This window comes from Paracidovorax oryzae ATCC 19882 (genome assembly GCF_000687165.1).
Lineage (GTDB): Bacteria > Pseudomonadota > Gammaproteobacteria > Burkholderiales > Burkholderiaceae_C > Paracidovorax > Paracidovorax oryzae.
This window is the reverse complement of the sequence record NZ_JMKU01000002.1, coordinates 144563-161035: the sequence shown is the minus strand read 5'-3', so window position 1 is coordinate 161035 and position 16473 is coordinate 144563. Positions and strand designations below refer to the sequence as shown.

Below are 16473 nucleotides of genomic sequence, written 5' to 3'. Positions count from 1 at the left end.
CGCGCGATGATGGCCCCCTCCGTCCCTAGCGCCCATCCCTTAGCCCCGAGAGGAATTCCGATGACCGACGACGTGCTCGCCGCCTTCCCCATCACGCGCAAATGGCCCGCCCGCCATCCCGACCGGCTGCAGCTTTATTCGCTGCCCACGCCCAACGGCGTGAAGGCCTCCATCATGCTCGAGGAGACCGGCCTGCCCTACGAGCCGCACCTCGTGCGCTTCGACCAGGACGACCAGACCTCGCCGGAGTTCCTCTCGCTCAACCCCAACAACAAGATCCCGGCCATCCTGGATCCCAACGGCCCGGGCGGCCAGCCCCTGGCGCTGTTCGAGTCCGGCGCCATCCTGGTCTACCTGGCCGACAAGACGGGCCGCTTCCTGGCCCCCGCGGGCGCGCAGCGCTATGCGGCGCTGCAGTGGCTGATGTGGCAGATGGGCGGCGTCGGCCCCATGTTCGGCCAGCTCGGCTTCTTCCACAAGTTCGCCGGCAGGGACTACGAGGACAAGCGCCCGCGCGACCGCTACGTGGCCGAGTGCTGCCGCCTGCTGGGCGTGCTGGACCGGCACCTGGCCGACGGCCGCCCCTGGATGGTGGGCGAGGACTACACCATCGCCGACATCGCGGTGTTCCCCTGGGTGCGCAACCTCGTGGGCTTCTACGAGGCAGGCGAACTGGTGGAGTTCGACCGGTTCACCCACGTGCGGCGGGTGCTGGACGCCTTCGTGGCCCGGCCCGCGGTGGCGCGCGGGCTGGAGATTCCCGCGAGGAACCCGGACTGACGGTCTTTAGTGCGGGCCCCTGCCCTCGCTCGGCTCACAGCCCCATCGCGAGCCCGGCAAGCCCCGCGGCGATGATGACGGGGATGACACCCACCCGCCAGCGCATCAGCGCCACCGCCGATGCCGCCCCGATGACCAGCATGCGCACATCGGGGCCTGCGTGCAGGCCCTGCGGCCAGAACACGTGGAGGGCGAAGAACACCGCCAGGTTGGCGATCACCCCGACCACGGCCGCCGCGATGCCCGCCAGCGGCGCCGCGAGCCGGAGGTTGCCGCGCGTGGACTCGATGAACGGGCCGCCCAGCAGGATGAAGACGAAGGACGGCAGGAAGGTGAAGAACGTCACCACGGCCGCGGCCGTGGCGCCCGCGAGCGGCAGCGCGTCCGGCCCGAAGAGCGCCCGCGCCCATCCGCCCACGAAGGCGACGAACGACACCACCATGATGAGCGGCCCCGGCGTGGTTTCGCCCAGCGCCAGGCCGTCCATCATCTGCGCCGGGGTCATCCACTGGAAGTGCTCGACCGCGCCCTGGTACACATAGGGCAGCACCGCGTACGCGCCCCCGAAGGTCATCAGCGCCGCCTTGGTGAAGAACCAGGCCATGTGCACCAGGACGGCATCGCGGCCGAACGCGGCCCACAGCGCGCCCATGGCCAGCAGCCAGAGGGCCGTGCCGGCCAGCAGCACGGCGCACGCGCGCCGCCAGGAAAAGCGCGCATGGGCGGGCACCGGCGTGTCGTCGTCGATGAGCGCACGGCCCTGTGCCCGGGACATTTCCGCTGGAGGGGCAGTGGCCGCCGCGGCGCCGAACGCCGCCGGGCGCAGCCTGCCGCCGACATGCCCCGCCACCGCCGCAGCCGCCACGATGGCCGGGAACGGAGCATCGAAGGCGAAGAGCGCGACGAACGCCGCGATGGCGATGGACCACAGCCAGCCGCTGCGCAGCGACCGGCCCCCGATCCGCAGGGCGGCCTGCGCCACGATGGCCGTCACGGCCGGCTTGATGCCGTGGAAGACGCCCGCCACCGCGGGCGCATCGCCGTGCGCCATGTACAGCCAGGCCAGGGCCACCAGGATGAACAGCGACGGCAGCACGAAAAGCACGCCCGCCAGGATGCCGCCCCACGTGCGGTGCAGCAGCCATCCGAGGTAGGTGGCGAGCTGCTGCGCCTCGGGACCGGGCAGCAGCATGCAGTAGTTCAGCGCATGCAGGAAGCGCTTTTCGGAGATCCAGCGGCGCCGGTCCACCAGCTCGTCGTGCATGAGCGCGATCTGCCCGGCGGGCCCGCCGAACCCGATGAAGCCGAGCTTCAGCCAGAAGCGCAGGGCCTGCGCGAGGGACACGGTGGACGGGCGAACGCCCTCGGCGGCGGGAGTTGGCATGGGGTCCATCGCGAGGAAAGGTGCGTGATTTTCCTCGGATTCCGTGGCTGCCGCGTGCCCTTCGCCGCTACTCCTCCGACGAGAAACCCGAGGCGGCGACCACCGGTGCCCAGCGATCGCGCTCCTGGGCGAGCTGGCGGGCGTACTCTTCGGGCGTTCCCGACGCGGGCTCGAAGCCGAGCTTGGCCAGTGCCTCCACGACCGCCGGCTCGCCCACGGCCTGGCGGGCAGCCTCGGCCCAGCGCTCGGCCACCGCCGCGGGCGCGCGGGCGGGCAGGTAGAGCCCGTAGCTCTCCACGCCCTGGATGCCCGCGAAGCCCTGCTCGGCGAAGGTGGGCACGTCGGGCAGGAAGCGCGACCGCTGTCTGTCGCTTACCGCGAGCACGCGCACGCGGCCGGTGGGCACGTGCGGCAGGCAGTCGCCGACGCTGAAGCAGCCCGAGGCCACCTGCCCACCCATGAGGTCCTGCAGGCCGGGCGCCGCGCCACGGTAGGGCACGTGCGTGAGCGAGATGCCCGCGGCGCGCGCGAACTGGTTGCCGAGGAAGTGCGGCATGGCGCCCGCGGCGGGTGAGGCATAGCCCTCGGGCTCGGGCCTGCCCTTGGCCCACTCCGCGAACTGCTTGAGCGTCTTCACCGAATCGGGCACCTTGGGCCCCACCATGAAGCCGCAGGTGGACAGCGCCACCGGCGCCACGGCGATGAAATCCGTGGCGGGCCTGTACTGCAGCCGCTTGTACACGTGCGGATAGATCGTGAGCATGGACGAGGGGCTGAGCACCATGGTGAGCCCGTCGGGCGGCGCGTCCTTCAGCGCCGTGAGCGCGATGCGCCCGCCCGCGCCGGAGCGGGATTCGACCACCACGGTCGTGCCGCTGCGTGCGCGCCAGCTCTCGGCCAGGCGCCGCGCCACCACATCGACCGAGCCCCCCGCGGGAAAACCCACCAGGATGCGCTGCACGCTTTGCTGCGCCGCCGCGGGCCCGCCGGCACCGAAGCACAGCGCGGCCAGGGCCAGGCCGGCATCGCGCCGGCGGATACCCTGCGGCGCAAGAGCGCGGGAGGTGCCCCGCGGGATGAAATGGGTCATGGTGCTTGTCTCCTGGAAGGGTTCGAATCATGCCGGACTGCGTCGCCCGTACCGGCGGGGGCGTATCTTCACTCGGGGCCGGGCGCCATGCGGGCCAGGCGCTCCAGCAGCGGATGCAGGGTTTCGCCGCCGGGCCCCAGGGAGGCGACCAGCGCGGCATCGTGCGCCCGCACCCGGGCCGACAGCGCCTCCAGCGCGGCGCGGCCCTGCGGGGTGGGATGGAGCAGCCAGGAACGCCGGTCCTGCGGATCGGCCTCGCGCAGCACCCAGCCCTGGGCGTGCAGCCAGTCCACCAGGCGCATGCCGCCGCTGCGGTGCAGGCCCATCGCCTCGGCCAGCAGGCCCTGGCGCAGGCCCGGATTGCCCACCACCAGCACCAGGGCGGCGAAGCGCTGCGGGCTCACGTCATCGCCCACGGCGCGCTGGAAATCGAGGTAGAGCGCGTTCTGCGCACGGCGCAGCGCATAGCCCATGAGCTGGTCGAGCACGCCGTAGCGCAGCCCGGGCAGCGGCCGCAGGGGGCCCTCGGGCGCATCGGACGCCCGGGCGGCCGCAGGGGTGCGTGCGCCGGGACTGCGGGTTTCTGCGGAGCGCTCTTTTTGTTGCATGGCGCAACAATAGGGGGGCACATTGATCCGCGTCAAGCGGCATTAACCCGGAGAACGCACAGCCATGACCTCGCCCTCCCCCGCCTCCCTGCAGCCCACGCCGCGACCGCTGGACATCGTGATCGCCGGCGGCGGCATCGGCGGCCTCGCCGCCGCGCTCGCCCTCTGCGCCCAGGGGCACCGCGTCACCGTCTGCGAGGCCGCGGCGCGGCCCCAGCCGCTGGGCGTGGGCATCAACCTGCTGCCGCACGCGGTGGAGGTGCTGGACGGCCTGGGCCTGCTGCCCGCGCTCGACGCCATGGGCGTGCGCACGCGCGCCCTGGTGTTCGCCAACCGGCACGGCCAGCCGATCTACGAAGACCTGCGCGGCACCGAGGCGGGCTACAGCCACCCGCAATACAGCGTGCACCGCGGCGAGCTGCAGATGCTGCTGTGGAACACCTGCCTGCAGCGCCTGGGCGAGGACCGGGTGCGCGCCGGCACCCGCATCACCGGCTGCACCGAGGAAGCCGGCGGCCGGGTGCTGGCGCAGGCCGAGCTCGCCGACGGGGGCACCGCCACGCTGCGCTGCGACCTGCTCATCGGGGCGGACGGCATCCATTCGGCGCTGCGGCGCCAGTTCCATCCCCATGAGGGCGCGCCCCGCTGGAACGGCATGATGATGTGGCGCGGCACCACCTGGGCGAAGCCCTTCATGGACGGCCGCACCATGGTGCAGGCCGGCCACCGCCGCGCGAAATTCGTCGTCTATCCCATCGCACCGCCGCGCGCGGACGGGCTGCAGCTGGTCAACTGGGTGGCCGACCGCCGGCTGCGCGAGGACGGCTTCGGCGGCGGCCTCACGGCCCCGGGCCGGGAGGACTGGAGCCGCCCGGGCTCGGTGGACGACCTGCTGCCCACCTTCGGCACCTGGCGCTTCGGCTTCGTGGACGTGCCGGGCCTGATCGCGCAGGCCACGCAGATCCTCGAATGGCCCATGGTGGACCGCGATCCGCTGCCGCGCTGGCGCCAGGGCCGCGGCGTGACGCTGCTGGGCGATGCGGCCCATCCCATGTACCCGATCGGCTCCAACGGCGCGACCCAGGCGCTGCTGGACGCGCGCGCCATCGCCGACGCGCTGGCCGCCCGCCCGCACGACCTGCCCGCTGCGCTCGATGCCTATGAGGACGGCCGCCGGCCCATGACCGCGCGCATCGTGGAACTCAACCGCGCGGAGGGCCTGGACGCCATCCTCGACATGGTGGAAGAGCGCGCGCCCGATGGTTTCGAGCGCATCGGCGACGTGCTCGATCCCGCGCTGCTGGCCGACTGGGTGCGCACCTACAAGACCGCGGCGGGCCACCGGCAGTCGGTGCCGGTGGTGCCCGCGGCCTGAACCGGGGCCGGCCGCGGCAAGCGCGGGAAGCCCCTCTGCCGGCAGGCAGGGGGGCGCTGCCGATAATCCCCGGATGCCCCGCCCTTCCCAACAACTCCATCCCCACCGCGAGCCCGCCGCCACGCGCGCGGCCGCCACCGTGCTGCTGCTGCGCGACGCGCCCGGCGGCGGACTCGAAGTGCTCATGACGCGGCGCTCGCCCCAGGCCAGCTTCGCGCCGGGGGCCTACGTCTTCCCCGGCGGCGCCATCGACCCGCAGGACGCCGAACCCGCCACCCATGCGCAGGCCGACCGGCGCCCCGCGCAGGCGCCGGACCGCGTCACCCAGGCCGTCGCCGCCATCCGCGAAAGCTTCGAGGAACTGGGCGTGCTGCTCGCGCGGCGCCCGGACGGCCGCTTCGCCACCGCAGAAGACATCGCCGCGCTCGACCGTGGCGCGCCCTTCATCGCCCAGTGCGCCGCGCGCGGCCTGCGCCTGGCGGCCGACGCGGTCTTCCTGCTCGCGCACTGGACGGCCGACCGCGACCTGCCCAGGCGCTTCGACGTGCCCTTCCTGGTCGCGCGCATGCCACAGGGGCAGGAGCCGGTGGCCGACGAGACCGAGCAGTTCGAGCCCGTCTGGGTGCGCCCGCGGGACGCGCTGGACCGGCATGCGGCCGGCCAGTTCTTCATGATCTTCCCGACCATCCGCACGCTGGAGCGCCTGGCGGAATTCGCCAGCGCCGACGCGGTGCTCGCCGCCGTGGCCCACGAGCAGCCGCTGTGGACCAGTTGCCCGCGCGCCGGCTTGCTCGCGGGCCGCGAGGCGCGCTACATGGAGCACGAGGCCCCCTACGGCGAACTGGCCCTGGTCTGCCCCGACGGGCAGATCGTGCATCCGCTCGACTGGCAGCCCGAGCGGCCCGTGCCGCTGCTGCGCAACCTGCAGCGGCTCACCGCGGCCAACCCCGGCGCCATGACCGGCCCGGGCACCAACAGCTACCTGGTGGGCGACCCGTCCACCGGCTACGTCGCCATCGACCCCGGCCCGGCCGACGAGGCGCATCTCGAACGGCTCTGGCATGCGGCGGGCGGCGACATCCGCGCCATCGTGTGCACGCACTCCCATGCCGACCACGCGCCGGGCGCCGCCCCGCTGGCCGCACGCGTGGCTGCGGCCGGCCGCCCGCGCCCGCCCGTGCTGGGCCTGCCCTCCGCACCCACGGCACGCGCGGCCAGCCGGTTCACGCCCGACCGGGCATTGGCCGACGGCGAACGCATCACCTTGAGCGGCCGGCAATTGGAAGGCGACGTCACCCACACCCTCGAAGTGGTCCACACCCCGGGCCATGCCGCGAACCACCTGTGCCTGCTGCTGCGCGAGGACGGCCTGCTGTTCAGTGGCGACCACATCCTCAACGGCAGCACCACCGTGATCGACCCGCCGGACGGCAACATGGACGACTACCTCGCCTCGCTCGACCGGCTGGACGCGCTGTGCGAACGCCACGGCGTGGAATTCATCCTGCCCGCCCACGGCCACGCGATCGCCGGTGCGCGCGGGGCGATCGCCCGGCTGAAGGCGCACCGGCTCGCGCGCGAGGCCAAAGTGCTCGCGGCCATGCAGGCCCTGCCGGACGGCAGCATGGACGACTGGGTGCGCCACGCCTATGCCGACGTGCCCGAGCGGCTGTGGCCCGTGGCGCAGCGCTCCCTGCTCGCCCACGTCGAACGCCTGCGCGCGCTGGAGGCCGGCCATGCATGATCTTTCCCAAAACGCCGGTGCGGCAGACACCGGCCACATCCGCCTGTCGAAGCGCGTGGCGGACATGCGCGGCTGCTCCCGCCGCGAGGCCGAGTGGCTCATCGAAGGCGGCTGGGTGCAGGTGGACGGCCGGATGACCGAAGCGCCGGGCGCCCGTGTCCGCCCGGACCAGGACGTCGTGGTCGCGCAGAACGCGAAGGCCGAGGAGGCACCGCCCGTCACCCTCCTGCTGCACAAGCCCGCCGGCTGGGAGGCCGGCATCGGCCAGGGCCCCGCCGGCGATCCGCGCCAGGCGCGCAGCGGCGGGGCACCCGACGCCGGCACGCTGCTGGAGCCCGGCAACCGGTACGTGGGCGACAGCCCGCCCGTGCGGGTGCTGCAGCGGCATTTCCGGCAGCAGGAGTGCTTCACGCCGCTGGCCGACGCGGCCAGCGGGCTCGTGGTCTATACGCAGGACCGCCGCATGGCGCGCCGCCTGGCCGAAGACATCGAGCTGCTCGAGCAGGAATGCATCGCCACCGTGGAAGGGCGCATCGCCGAGGGCGGCCTCGAGCGCCTCTGCCGGGGCCTGGAGTTCAACGGCCGGCCGCTGCCGCCCGCCAAGGTGAGCTGGCAGAGCGAAACGCGGCTGCGCTTCGCGCTCAAGGGCATCCGCCCCGGGCAGATTCCCGCGATGTGCGAGGCCGTGGGACTGCAGGTGACGGCGCTCAAGCGGCTGCGCATCGGCCGCGTCTCGCTCGCCAGGGTGCCCGAAGGCCAGTGGCGCTACCTGCTGCCCTGGGAGCGCTTCTGATCCCCGCGCCGCCGCGATAAACTGCCGGGCTCTTCGAGGGAGGCACATCCATGGATCAGCGCGTCGAGCCCCACGTGGCACGCATGGCATCGTCGTTCACGTCGCACGGCATCGAGCCGCATCCGCTGGAGTTCACCGGCAGCGGCGGCGAGTATTTCCGCGTCTGGATCGTCAACGTGCTGCTGGGCATCCTGACGCTGGGCCTCTACACGCCCTGGGCGCGCCGCCGCACCGTGCAGTACTTCTACGGCCACACGCTCGTGGCCGGCAGCCCGCTCGAATTCACCGCGCAGCAGCGCCGCATGGTCTTCGGCTTCATCGTGCTGCTGGTGCTCACCGCCGCCTACCAGATCGCCGTGCGCACCGGGCAGGACACCGCGGTGGGCCTCTTCATCCTCGCGGGCGCGGCGCTCGCCCCGCTCATCTGGGGCAGCGCCATGCGCTTCCGGCTCGGCAACACGCGCTGGCGCGGGCTGCGGCTGCAGTTCACCGCCGGCTGGCGGCAGGTCTATGCGGCGAGCTGGCCCGTGTTCGCCATCGCCGCCCTGTGGCTGGCCGCGTTCTACGGGCTGCAGGCGCTGGCGCCGGAACCCGTGGCCGGCGCCTCCGGACGGAAGCTGCCACAGGTCACGGGGGCCATGTGGGGGCTGCTCGCGCTGACGTTCGTGCTCACCGTGCTGTGCGCCATCCGCCTCGAATACAACTACCGCAGCATGTTGGTGCTCCATTCGCGCCTGGGCACCGAGCCCGGCCGCTGGAAGCCCGTGTACTCGGACTTCGTGAAGGTGTGGCTCGCCACCCTGGGCGTATTCCTGCTCACCGTGGCGGTCATGGGCGCCATCGTGGGCGCCGCCTTCGGCGGATCGCTGGCGCTGCTGTCCGGCAAGATGCAGCACATGGGGATGTGGCTGGCCCTGCTCTTCATCGTGGGCATCGTCTTCTTCGGCTTCATGGCGCTGCTGGTCTCGGCACCGGCGCGCGCCTACCGCGAGGCACGCATGTTCCAGATCACCTGGAACCAGATCGGCGTGAGCCACATGGCCCGCTTCAAATGCCACTTGCGCGCGAGCCGCTTCGTCGGCCTGCGCATCAGGAACCTGCTGCTCACCCTGCTCACGCTGGGCTTCTACCGCCCGTTCGCCCGCGTGAACGAATACCGCATGAAGCTGGAATCCGTGACCCTGCACGTCAAGGGTGGTGTGGACCAGCTGGCGGGGCAGCTCCAGCGGCAGCAGCAGAACGGCGTGGGCGACGCCCTGGCGGATGCCGCAGGGCTCGACCTGATCGGCTGAACGGCACCCGTCCGCCATGACCTCCACCGCGGCGTCGCCACCGCTACCGGACTCCCCGCCCCGCACGGCCCCGCAGCCCGTACCCGCGCGCTGGTTCGACGGGCGCAGCAGCCAGGGCCGGGCCGTGCTCGCGGCCATCGCCCCCGGCCCCCGCGGCCCCGAACTCACGCTGCACCCCGTGGGCGCCGAGGGCGGGGCCCCCGAGCACTTCGCGCACGATGCGGTGGACTGGCCCGAGGCCTGGAACCCGCGCCGCCCTCCCCCGCGGCTGGCGGTGGACCTGGGCGAGAGCGGCAGCCTGGAGATCGCGGGCGATGGCATCGCGCGCTGGCACGCCGCGCTGCAGGCGGCCGGCCACCGCGCCGGCATCGCCCAGCGCATGCAGACCCGCTGGGGCGTGCTGGCGGCCGTGCTGCTCGCCTCCGTGCTGGTGCTGGCGCTCTTCTACCGTTACGGCACGCCCTGGCTGGCCACCCAGCTGACCCGGGCCGTGCCCCTGGGGTGGGAGACCTCCCTCGCGCGGGAAACGCTGGAGCGCATGGACGGCGACCTGCTGCGCCCCTCGCGCCTCGCGCCCGAGCGCCAGCAGCAACTGCGCGCCCGCTTCGACACCCTCGTGCAGGGCATGCCGTCGGCACCGCAGCGCTATGCGGGCTACGCGCCCGCGCTGCGCCTGGAGTTCCGGCGCGGCATGGGCGCCAATGCCTTCGCCCTGCCGGGCGGCACCGTGGTCATCACCGACGGCCTCGCGGAAACCGCGTCCCGCCGCGGCCTGGGCGACGATGCGCTGGTCGGCGTGATCGCGCACGAGATCGGCCACGTCGTGTACCGCCACACCACGCGCACCGTGGTCGAACAGGGCGTGCTCAACATCGGCCTGGGCCTGGCGCTGGGGGATGTCTCCAGCCTGCTGTCCACCGGCGGCGCCCTCGTCACCGGCCTGGCCTACAGCCGTGCGCACGAGCGCGAGGCCGACTGCTACGCCCTCGCGCTCATGGGCCATGCGCGCCTGCCCACCGCGCCCATGGCCGACCTGCTGCTGGCCATCGCGCAGGAGCAGCGGGAGGCGCCACGCCGCGGCAAGGCGCCCGCAGGCGACCGCACGAAGGATGGCCGCGAGGGAAAAGACGATGCGGATGGAGCCGCGAACCAGGGCGGCGAAGCCGGCACGGCTGCGAAGCCTCCCGAAGCCCGGGGCAGCAGCCCGGCTGCGCGCGGGACAAGCGAGGAGCCCCCGCACAAGGGAAGCGGCGACAGCGCATGGATGGGCCTGCTCGCCACCCACCCCGGCACGGAACAGCGCGCCGCGGAACTGCGCGCCGGCCATGCGCCGCACTGCGCGCGGCCTTGAATGCAATGCAATGCGATGCGATGCGATGCGATGAAGGATGCGGGTGCCGCCAGGCGTGCGGCGGCGCCTCCAGGACGCAGGCGCACGAAAAAACAAAAGTGTGAAGCGCGCCGATAAGCCGGATTCTGTGCATGCGGTTGCCCGCATGTGACCGCCATTACTCTGGGCCGGGGGTCGCCCACCCGGCTCGATGCTACCTACCCGCCAGCTCCGCGGAACCACGTCAACGCTGGCCTACTTGGTATTGCTGCGCGTAGAGATTGCCCGTTTCACCCCGGCTGGTCTGCCTTGCGGCACTCCTTCCGGACTCGTCTCTGTTGCTCTGATCCTCACCTCGCGGTGGACAGCCGTTAGCTGCTACGCCGTCCTGTGCAGTCCGGACGTTCCTCCAGTGCGGCCTTTCGGCACTTGCACCAGCGGCGGTCTGGCGCGCTTCACGGGGGGATTATCGCCGAGCGCGGTCCGGGCCTCGGCCCGGGCCATCGAAACCCGGTCCTTCGCACACCCTCGCGCCCAGCCCTGCTCCCGCTACCTCGCCGGCTGCGCAATCCGGTAGTCACGGAACTTCCACACCACGCGCTCGGGCTCGATCACCTCCAGCACCACCCCCTGCGCGGCCGCATCGCCTTCGTGCAGCACCTGTCCGTTGACGATGGCCATGCGGTAGAGGGGGTTGGACGAGTACGTGACTCCGCTGACCTGCAGCGCAGGAAACTGGGCGCGCACGCTGTCCGGCAAGTCCCGCAGGGCCACAGCCGCGGGGGCCGGGGGGCGCGGGGCAGACGCCGCCGTCTCGTGCCGCGCGGGGGCGACCGCTGCGACCGGGGCCGGGGCGGAAGCCAGACGCGCCGGGGTCTGTGCCGGTGCTGGTGCCGACGCAGGGGTCCGGGGTGTTGCCGGGGGAGCGCGATGCGGTGCAGGCGCAGGCGCAGGCGCAGGCGCAGGCGCAGGCGCAGGTGCAGGTGCAGGTGCAGGTGCAGGTGCCTGTGTCGCAGTCACCGTGGATGGCGGGGCGGGAACGGCAGGTGGCACCGGCACGGGCGTGGCACGTTCCGCCTGTGCCACGGCGACCGCGGCCGCCGCGGTGCCGGTGCCAGCCGCCGAAACGTCGGGCACCGCCCGCGAGGACGCGGCCCACCAGGCCAGTGCGGCCGCGCCCGCGGCGAACAGCAGGGCGGCGGCCAGGGCCACCGGCGCGCGGCGCGCGCCACCGGGCTGCATAGGCGTGGGCCCCGGGGACGGGGACGGGCCGGGCGTGTGCAGGCCGGGAACGGCGCCGCGGCCGCGCTCGGCTTCGGCGCGCCGCAGGGCATCGAGGATGTAGGACATACGGGAAAGGGTTCCGGGTCAGGAAGTCTTCAGGCGGGGCTCGTCCACGCCCGCGGCGCGGTTGAGCAGCATGAGCGTGAGCGGGCCGGCCACGCCATCGGGCACCAGGCCCTGGGCCACCTGGAAGCGGTAGATGCGGGCGCGCCGCTGCGCGGCCGTGGCGGGGGTGGTCGCCGCCTGCCCGGCCGCCGGGGAAGCGCCCGCGCCGGCACGCGCGAGCTGGGCATCCAGCCAGGCCTGGGCCTGGGGAGGGCCGGACTCCATCCGCCCGCCAACGGGCCATTCCGCGGGGGCGCGCCACAGGGTCGCGAATTCGCCGCGCCAGGCCTGGGCGAGGTCCGCCGCGGTCACCTCCAGGCGCCGGCCGCCGGACCCTTCCAGCAGCGCCGTCTGCCGCACGGGATCGAAGCCGGCCAGGAGCACCGGGACCGGCGCATCCGCGGACGGATAGAGGGTCAGCCAGCCGGGGCGGTCCAGCTGGCGCACCAGGGCCAGGCTGGCGCGCCGCTGGCGGTAGCAGCGCAGGCCCTGGCGCTGCAGGGCGTCGCAGGCGTCGCCGCCTTCCAGCCCGCCCTTCACGCCCCAGGCGGCGGCCAGCGCACGCCAGGCGGCGTCCTCGCCGGAGGGCTGTGCGGCCAGGAAATCCTGCAGGGCCGAATGCACGGGCTGCGGAGCCGCCGCCGCGCTGGCGGCCGATGCGGCCATGGCCGGCACCGGCGCCACAGCCGCCGCCACGGTTCCGGGGACGTGCGGCGCCGCCGGTGACCCAGGGGGTGGGCGGGAGGCCGGCCCCCATCCCAGGCCCCAGCCCGCGGCGGCGATGGCCGCGGCGCCCACCAGCGCTCCGGCGCCCGCGGCGGCCCAGCGCGGCCGGCGGGCCGTGGGTGCCGGGCCTGCGGCCCCGGGGCCAAACACTTCTGCCGCTGCCCGCTCCACGATGGCCTCGTCCACCGCGTGCAGCCCGCCGGCATAGGCGCCCAGCAGCGCGCGGTCGCACAGCAGGTTGATGCGCCGCGGGATGCCCCGCGCGCGCTGGTGGATGCGCACCAGCGCGCGCGCGGTGAACGGCAGCGGTCCTTTCAGGCCCGCCACGGCCATGCGGTGCGCGACGTACTGGCGGGTTTCCTCGGGCGTGAGCGCATCCAGGTGGTAGCGCGCGATCACGCGCTGCGCCAGCTGCTCCAGCGCCGGGTCGGCCACCATGGCGCGCAGCTCGGGCTGGCCGATGAGCACGATCTGCAGCAGCTTGCGCTCGCTGGTCTCCAGGTTGGTGAGCAGGCGCAGCTGCTCCAGCACCTCGGGCGCGAGGCTCTGGGCCTCGTCGATGATGAGCACGTTGTTGCGGCCCGCGGCATGCTCGCGCAGCAGGAAGGCGTTGAGCGGATCGAGGCAGTCCTTGACGGTCTCCGCGCCCGGCACGGCGGGCGCATGGACCACGCCGAACTCGTCGCAGATGGAGCGCAGCAGCTCGCCCACGGTGAGCTTGGGGTTGAACACGTAGGCCACGTTGCAGTGCGACGGGATCTGCTCCAGGAAGCAGCGGCACACCGTGGTCTTGCCGGTGCCGATCTCGCCGGTGAGCAGCACGAAGCCGCCGCCGGCCTCCAGCCCGTAGAGCAGGTGCGCGAGCGCCTCGCGGTGGCGATCGCTCATGAACAGGTAGCGCGGGTCGGGAGCGATGGAAAACGGCGCGTGCTCGAGGCCGAAGAACGGGGCGTACATGGCGCGAGGATACCGCCCGGGCATGGCCGGCTCCGTGCGGGGGCCGGCGGGGCGGCACGCAGGGTTACACCCGTCAGGAGTTTCCCCGAAATTGTCGTCGGCAAGACAGGATGGCGTCAAAGCGGTTCCTACCATCCGGTGCATTCCCGCGGATGGCGCGCCTGCCGACAGGCTCCGCCCCCTCCCGCTTCCTCCACCCTTCGGCAGGAACCCGGCATGAGCGATACCTTTCCCCGACTGCTGTTGCGCCACGCGGCCGAGCGCCCCCAGGCCGCCGCGCTGCGCGAGAAGGAATACGGCATCTGGCAGACCACCACCTGGGCGCGCCTCGCGCAGCTGGTGGAGCGCCTCGCCGCGGGCCTGGACGCCGCGGGCCTCGCGCGCGGCGAGCACCTGGTGGTGATCGGCGCGAACCGCCCGCGGCTCTATGCCACGATGCTCGCGGCGCAGTCGCTGGGCGCCATTCCCGTCCCGCTCTACCAGGACGCCGTGGCGGCCGAATGCGTCTATCCTCTGAACAACGCCGAGGTGCGCTTCTGCGTGGTGGAAGACCAGGAGCAGGTGGACAAGCTGCTGGAGATCCGCGCTGACTGCCCCGCCATCGCCGGCATCTTCTATGACGACCCGCGCGGCCTGCGCAACTACGCCGAGCCGGGCCTGCAATCGATCGACACGCTGCTGGAAGACGGCGAGCGCATCGTGGGTGCCGCGCCGGGCTGGCTCGCCGCACGTGCCGGATCCGTGCAACCCGATGACGTGGCCGCGATGTTCTTCACCTCCGGCACCACGGGCAACCCGAAGGGCGTGGTGCACACGCACGCCACCCTGCTGGACCGTGCCACGGCCGGTGCCGAGTTCGACCGGCTCACCGCGGCAGAGGACGTGCTCGCCTACCTGCCGCCCGCCTGGATCGGGCAGAACATCTTCAGCTATGCGCAGTGGCTGGCCTGCGGCTACGTGGTGAACTGCCCCGAGTCGGCGGCCACGGTGTCGATCGACCTCAAGGAGATCGGGCCCACCTACTACTTCGCGCCGCCGCGCATCTTCGAAGGACTGCTCACGAGCGTCACGATCCGCATGGAGGACGCGGGCGCCTTCAAGCGCTGGCTGTTCCGCACCTGCATGGCGCATGCGCGCCGCGTGGGCCCGGCGCTGCAGAGCGGCCAGGCGGTGGGCTGGTGGGACCGGCTGCGCTACGCAGCGGGCGACCTGCTGGTCTATGGCCCGCTGCGCAACACGCTGGGATTTTCGCGGGTGCGCGTGGCCTACACGGCGGGCGAGGCGATCGGGCCGGACCTGTTCACCTTCTACCGTTCGATCGGCATCAACCTCAAGCAGCTCTACGGCTCCACCGAGACGGCGGTGTTCGTGTGCCTGCAGCCCGACGACGCGGTGCATGCCGACACCGTGGGCGTTCCGATCCGCGGGGTGGAGATCAAGGTGGACGGCAACGGCGAGATCCTCGTGAAGTCCGCGGGCCTGCTGCGCGGCTACTACAAGAACCCCGAGGCGACGGCGGAAGTGCTCACGCCGGACGGCTGGTACCGCACGAGCGATGCGGGTTTCCTGGACGCGAGCGGTCAGCTCAAGATCATCGACCGCGTGAAGGATGTGGGGCGCCTCGCGGGCGGCGCGCACGACGGAGCGATGTTCGCGCCCAAGTACGTGGAGAACAAGCTCAAGTTCTTCCCGCACATCAAGGAGGCCGTGGCGCTCGGTAACGGCCGCGACAAGGTCTGCGCGCTGATCAACATCGATTTCGAGGCCGTGGGCAACTGGGCCGAGCGGCAGAACCTGCCGTACGCGGGCTACACCGATCTTGCCGCCAAGCCCGAGGTGCTGGCGCTGGTCCGCGACTGCGTGGAGAAGGTGAACGCCGACCTCGCGGCCGACGGCCTGCTCGCGGGCAGCCAGGTCGCCCGCTTCCTGGTGCTGCACAAGGAGCTGGACGCCGACGACGGCGAGCTCACGCGCACCAACAAGGTCCGCCGCGGCTTCATCGCCGACAAGTACGGCGTGCTGGTCGATGCGCTCTACGCGGGCCGCACGGAGCAGTTCATCGAGACGCAGGTGAAGTTCGAGGACGGGCGCACGGGCCGCGTGAGCGCCACCCTGCGCATCGAGGACGCGAAGACCTTCCCGCCCGTGCGGCAGGCCGCCTGACCCCGCGCCGCAGCGCAACGTACAACGCCATGACCACTCCCCACAAGAAGACCGGCGACGTGATCCTCGACGTGCGCAACATCAGCCTGCGCTTCGGCGGGGTGAAGGCGCTCACCGACATCTCGTTCGACGTGCGCGAGCACGAGATCCGCTCCATCATCGGCCCGAACGGCGCCGGCAAGAGCTCGATGCTCAACTGCATCAACGGCGTCTATGCGCCGCAGGAAGGCTCCATCACCTTCCGGGGCAAGACCTTCGCGCACATGAACAGCCGCCAGGTGGCCGAGATGGGCGTGGCGCGCACCTTCCAGAACCTGGCGCTTTTCAAGGGCATGAGCGTGCTCGACAACATCATGTCCGGCCGCAACCTGAAGATCCGGAGCAACCTGCTGATGCAGGCCCTGCGCCTGGGTCCGGCGGTGGCCGAGGAGATCCGCCACCGCGAGGTGGTGGAGCGCATCATCGACTTTCTGGAGATCCAGGCCTGGCGCAAGGCGCCCGTGGGCCAGTTGCCCTACGGCCTGCAAAAGCGCGTGGACCTGGGCCGGGCCCTGGCCATGGAGCCGCAGGTGCTGCTGCTCGACGAGCCCATGGCCGGCATGAACGTGGAGGAGAAGCAGGACATGTGCCGCTTCATCCTCGACGTGAACGATGAATTCGGCACCACCATCGTGCTGATCGAGCACGACATGGGTGTGGTGATGGACATCTCCGACCGCGTCGTGGTGCTCGACTACGGCAAGAAGATCGGCGATGGCACGCCGCAGGCCGTGCGCGAGAACGAGGACGTCATCCGCGCCTACCTCGGCGCTGGCCACTAGACACGCAGGACATCGGAGGCA

The 16473-nt window shown here is 72.5% G+C and carries 13 protein-coding genes and 1 other RNA gene; 8 read left to right on the top strand and 6 right to left on the bottom strand.

The window, feature by feature from the left end; genetic code table 11:
- Positions 1–60 precede the first annotated feature (60 nt).
- A complete protein-coding gene (locus tag T336_RS0102500; protein ID WP_026431374.1) occupies positions 61–780 on the top strand; it encodes a glutathione S-transferase N-terminal domain-containing protein in 720 nt (239 codons plus the stop codon).
- A gap of 34 nt (positions 781–814) precedes the next feature.
- Here T336_RS0102500 and chrA read toward each other — a convergent pair whose 3' ends face one another.
- From chrA to T336_RS0102485, 3 genes are all read right to left on the bottom strand, one after another.
- Positions 815–2173, bottom strand: a complete 1359-nt coding sequence (chrA, locus tag T336_RS0102495) for a chromate efflux transporter (RefSeq protein WP_026431373.1) — start codon at positions 2171–2173, stop codon at positions 815–817.
- Between the two features lie 58 nt (positions 2174–2231).
- The gene (locus T336_RS0102490; protein WP_026431372.1) at positions 2232–3254 is read right to left on the bottom strand and encodes a Bug family tripartite tricarboxylate transporter substrate binding protein; all 1023 of its coding nucleotides are present in this window, start codon (positions 3252–3254) and stop codon (positions 2232–2234) included.
- A 68-nt stretch (positions 3255–3322) separates the two neighbouring features.
- Positions 3323–3862 (bottom strand): MarR family winged helix-turn-helix transcriptional regulator, encoded by a 540-nt coding sequence (locus T336_RS0102485; protein ID WP_026431371.1) that lies wholly within the window; start codon positions 3860–3862, stop codon positions 3323–3325.
- A gap of 64 nt (positions 3863–3926) precedes the next feature.
- Here T336_RS0102485 and T336_RS0102480 point away from each other — a divergent pair, with 64 nt between their 5' ends.
- From T336_RS0102480 to T336_RS0102460, 5 genes are all read left to right on the top strand, one after another.
- Positions 3927–5237: a flavin-dependent oxidoreductase gene (locus tag T336_RS0102480; RefSeq protein WP_026431370.1), complete on the top strand. Its 1311-nt coding sequence runs from the start codon at positions 3927–3929 to the stop codon at positions 5235–5237.
- 73 nt (positions 5238–5310) lie between these two features.
- A complete protein-coding gene (locus T336_RS0102475; protein WP_026431369.1) occupies positions 5311–6981 on the top strand; it encodes an MBL fold metallo-hydrolase in 1671 nt (556 codons plus the stop codon).
- On the top strand, positions 6974–7774 hold the full coding sequence (locus T336_RS0102470; protein ID WP_026431368.1) for an rRNA pseudouridine synthase: 801 nt from the start codon (positions 6974–6976) through the stop codon (positions 7772–7774). The genes T336_RS0102475 and T336_RS0102470 overlap by 8 nt, the downstream gene beginning before the upstream one ends.
- Before the next feature lie 50 nt (positions 7775–7824).
- The gene (locus tag T336_RS0102465) at positions 7825–9066 is read left to right on the top strand and encodes a YjgN family protein (protein ID WP_026431367.1); all 1242 of its coding nucleotides are present in this window, start codon (positions 7825–7827) and stop codon (positions 9064–9066) included.
- Between the two features lie 16 nt (positions 9067–9082).
- The gene (locus tag T336_RS0102460; protein ID WP_026431366.1) at positions 9083–10417 is read left to right on the top strand and encodes a M48 family metallopeptidase; all 1335 of its coding nucleotides are present in this window, start codon (positions 9083–9085) and stop codon (positions 10415–10417) included.
- A 98-nt stretch (positions 10418–10515) separates the two neighbouring features.
- On the opposite strand, the gene rnpB is transcribed toward T336_RS0102460, so the two are convergent.
- From rnpB to T336_RS0102450, 3 genes are all read right to left on the bottom strand, one after another.
- Positions 10516–10853: RNase P RNA component class A (gene rnpB / locus T336_RS25705), an RNA gene on the bottom strand.
- A gap of 92 nt (positions 10854–10945) precedes the next feature.
- Positions 10946–11746: a general secretion pathway protein GspB gene (locus tag T336_RS24705; protein WP_035225194.1), complete on the bottom strand. Its 801-nt coding sequence runs from the start codon at positions 11744–11746 to the stop codon at positions 10946–10948.
- Between the two features lie 18 nt (positions 11747–11764).
- Complete coding sequence (locus T336_RS0102450) at positions 11765–13468, bottom strand: ExeA family protein (RefSeq protein WP_026431365.1); 1704 nt, start codon at positions 13466–13468, stop codon at positions 11765–11767.
- A 216-nt stretch (positions 13469–13684) separates the two neighbouring features.
- Here T336_RS0102450 and T336_RS0102445 point away from each other — a divergent pair, with 216 nt between their 5' ends.
- The gene (locus tag T336_RS0102445) at positions 13685–15631 is read left to right on the top strand and encodes an AMP-dependent synthetase/ligase (protein ID WP_026431364.1); all 1947 of its coding nucleotides are present in this window, start codon (positions 13685–13687) and stop codon (positions 15629–15631) included.
- Between the two features lie 29 nt (positions 15632–15660).
- A complete protein-coding gene (locus T336_RS0102440; RefSeq protein ID WP_026431363.1) occupies positions 15661–16452 on the top strand; it encodes an ABC transporter ATP-binding protein in 792 nt (263 codons plus the stop codon).
- Positions 16453–16473 lie beyond the last annotated feature (21 nt).

Bases quoted from the DNA above. Each gene is read 5' to 3' on its own strand.
- T336_RS0102500 (WP_026431374.1), top strand. From the start codon at position 61: ATGACCGACGACGTGCTCGCCGCCTTCCCCATCACGCGCAAATGGCCC.
- chrA (WP_026431373.1), bottom strand. From the start codon at position 2,173: ATGGACCCCATGCCAACTCCCGCCGCCGAGGGCGTTCGCCCGTCCACC.
- T336_RS0102490 (WP_026431372.1), bottom strand. From the start codon at position 3,254: ATGACCCATTTCATCCCGCGGGGCACCTCCCGCGCTCTTGCGCCGCAG.
- T336_RS0102485 (WP_026431371.1), bottom strand. From the start codon at position 3,862: ATGCAACAAAAAGAGCGCTCCGCAGAAACCCGCAGTCCCGGCGCACGC.
- T336_RS0102480 (WP_026431370.1), top strand. From the start codon at position 3,927: ATGACCTCGCCCTCCCCCGCCTCCCTGCAGCCCACGCCGCGACCGCTG.
- T336_RS0102475 (WP_026431369.1), top strand. From the start codon at position 5,311: ATGCCCCGCCCTTCCCAACAACTCCATCCCCACCGCGAGCCCGCCGCC.
- T336_RS0102470 (WP_026431368.1), top strand. From the start codon at position 6,974: ATGCATGATCTTTCCCAAAACGCCGGTGCGGCAGACACCGGCCACATC.
- T336_RS0102465 (WP_026431367.1), top strand. From the start codon at position 7,825: ATGGATCAGCGCGTCGAGCCCCACGTGGCACGCATGGCATCGTCGTTC.
- T336_RS0102460 (WP_026431366.1), top strand. From the start codon at position 9,083: ATGACCTCCACCGCGGCGTCGCCACCGCTACCGGACTCCCCGCCCCGC.
- T336_RS24705 (WP_035225194.1), bottom strand. From the start codon at position 11,746: ATGTCCTACATCCTCGATGCCCTGCGGCGCGCCGAAGCCGAGCGCGGC.
- T336_RS0102450 (WP_026431365.1), bottom strand. From the start codon at position 13,468: ATGTACGCCCCGTTCTTCGGCCTCGAGCACGCGCCGTTTTCCATCGCT.
- T336_RS0102445 (WP_026431364.1), top strand. From the start codon at position 13,685: ATGAGCGATACCTTTCCCCGACTGCTGTTGCGCCACGCGGCCGAGCGC.
- T336_RS0102440 (WP_026431363.1), top strand. From the start codon at position 15,661: ATGACCACTCCCCACAAGAAGACCGGCGACGTGATCCTCGACGTGCGC.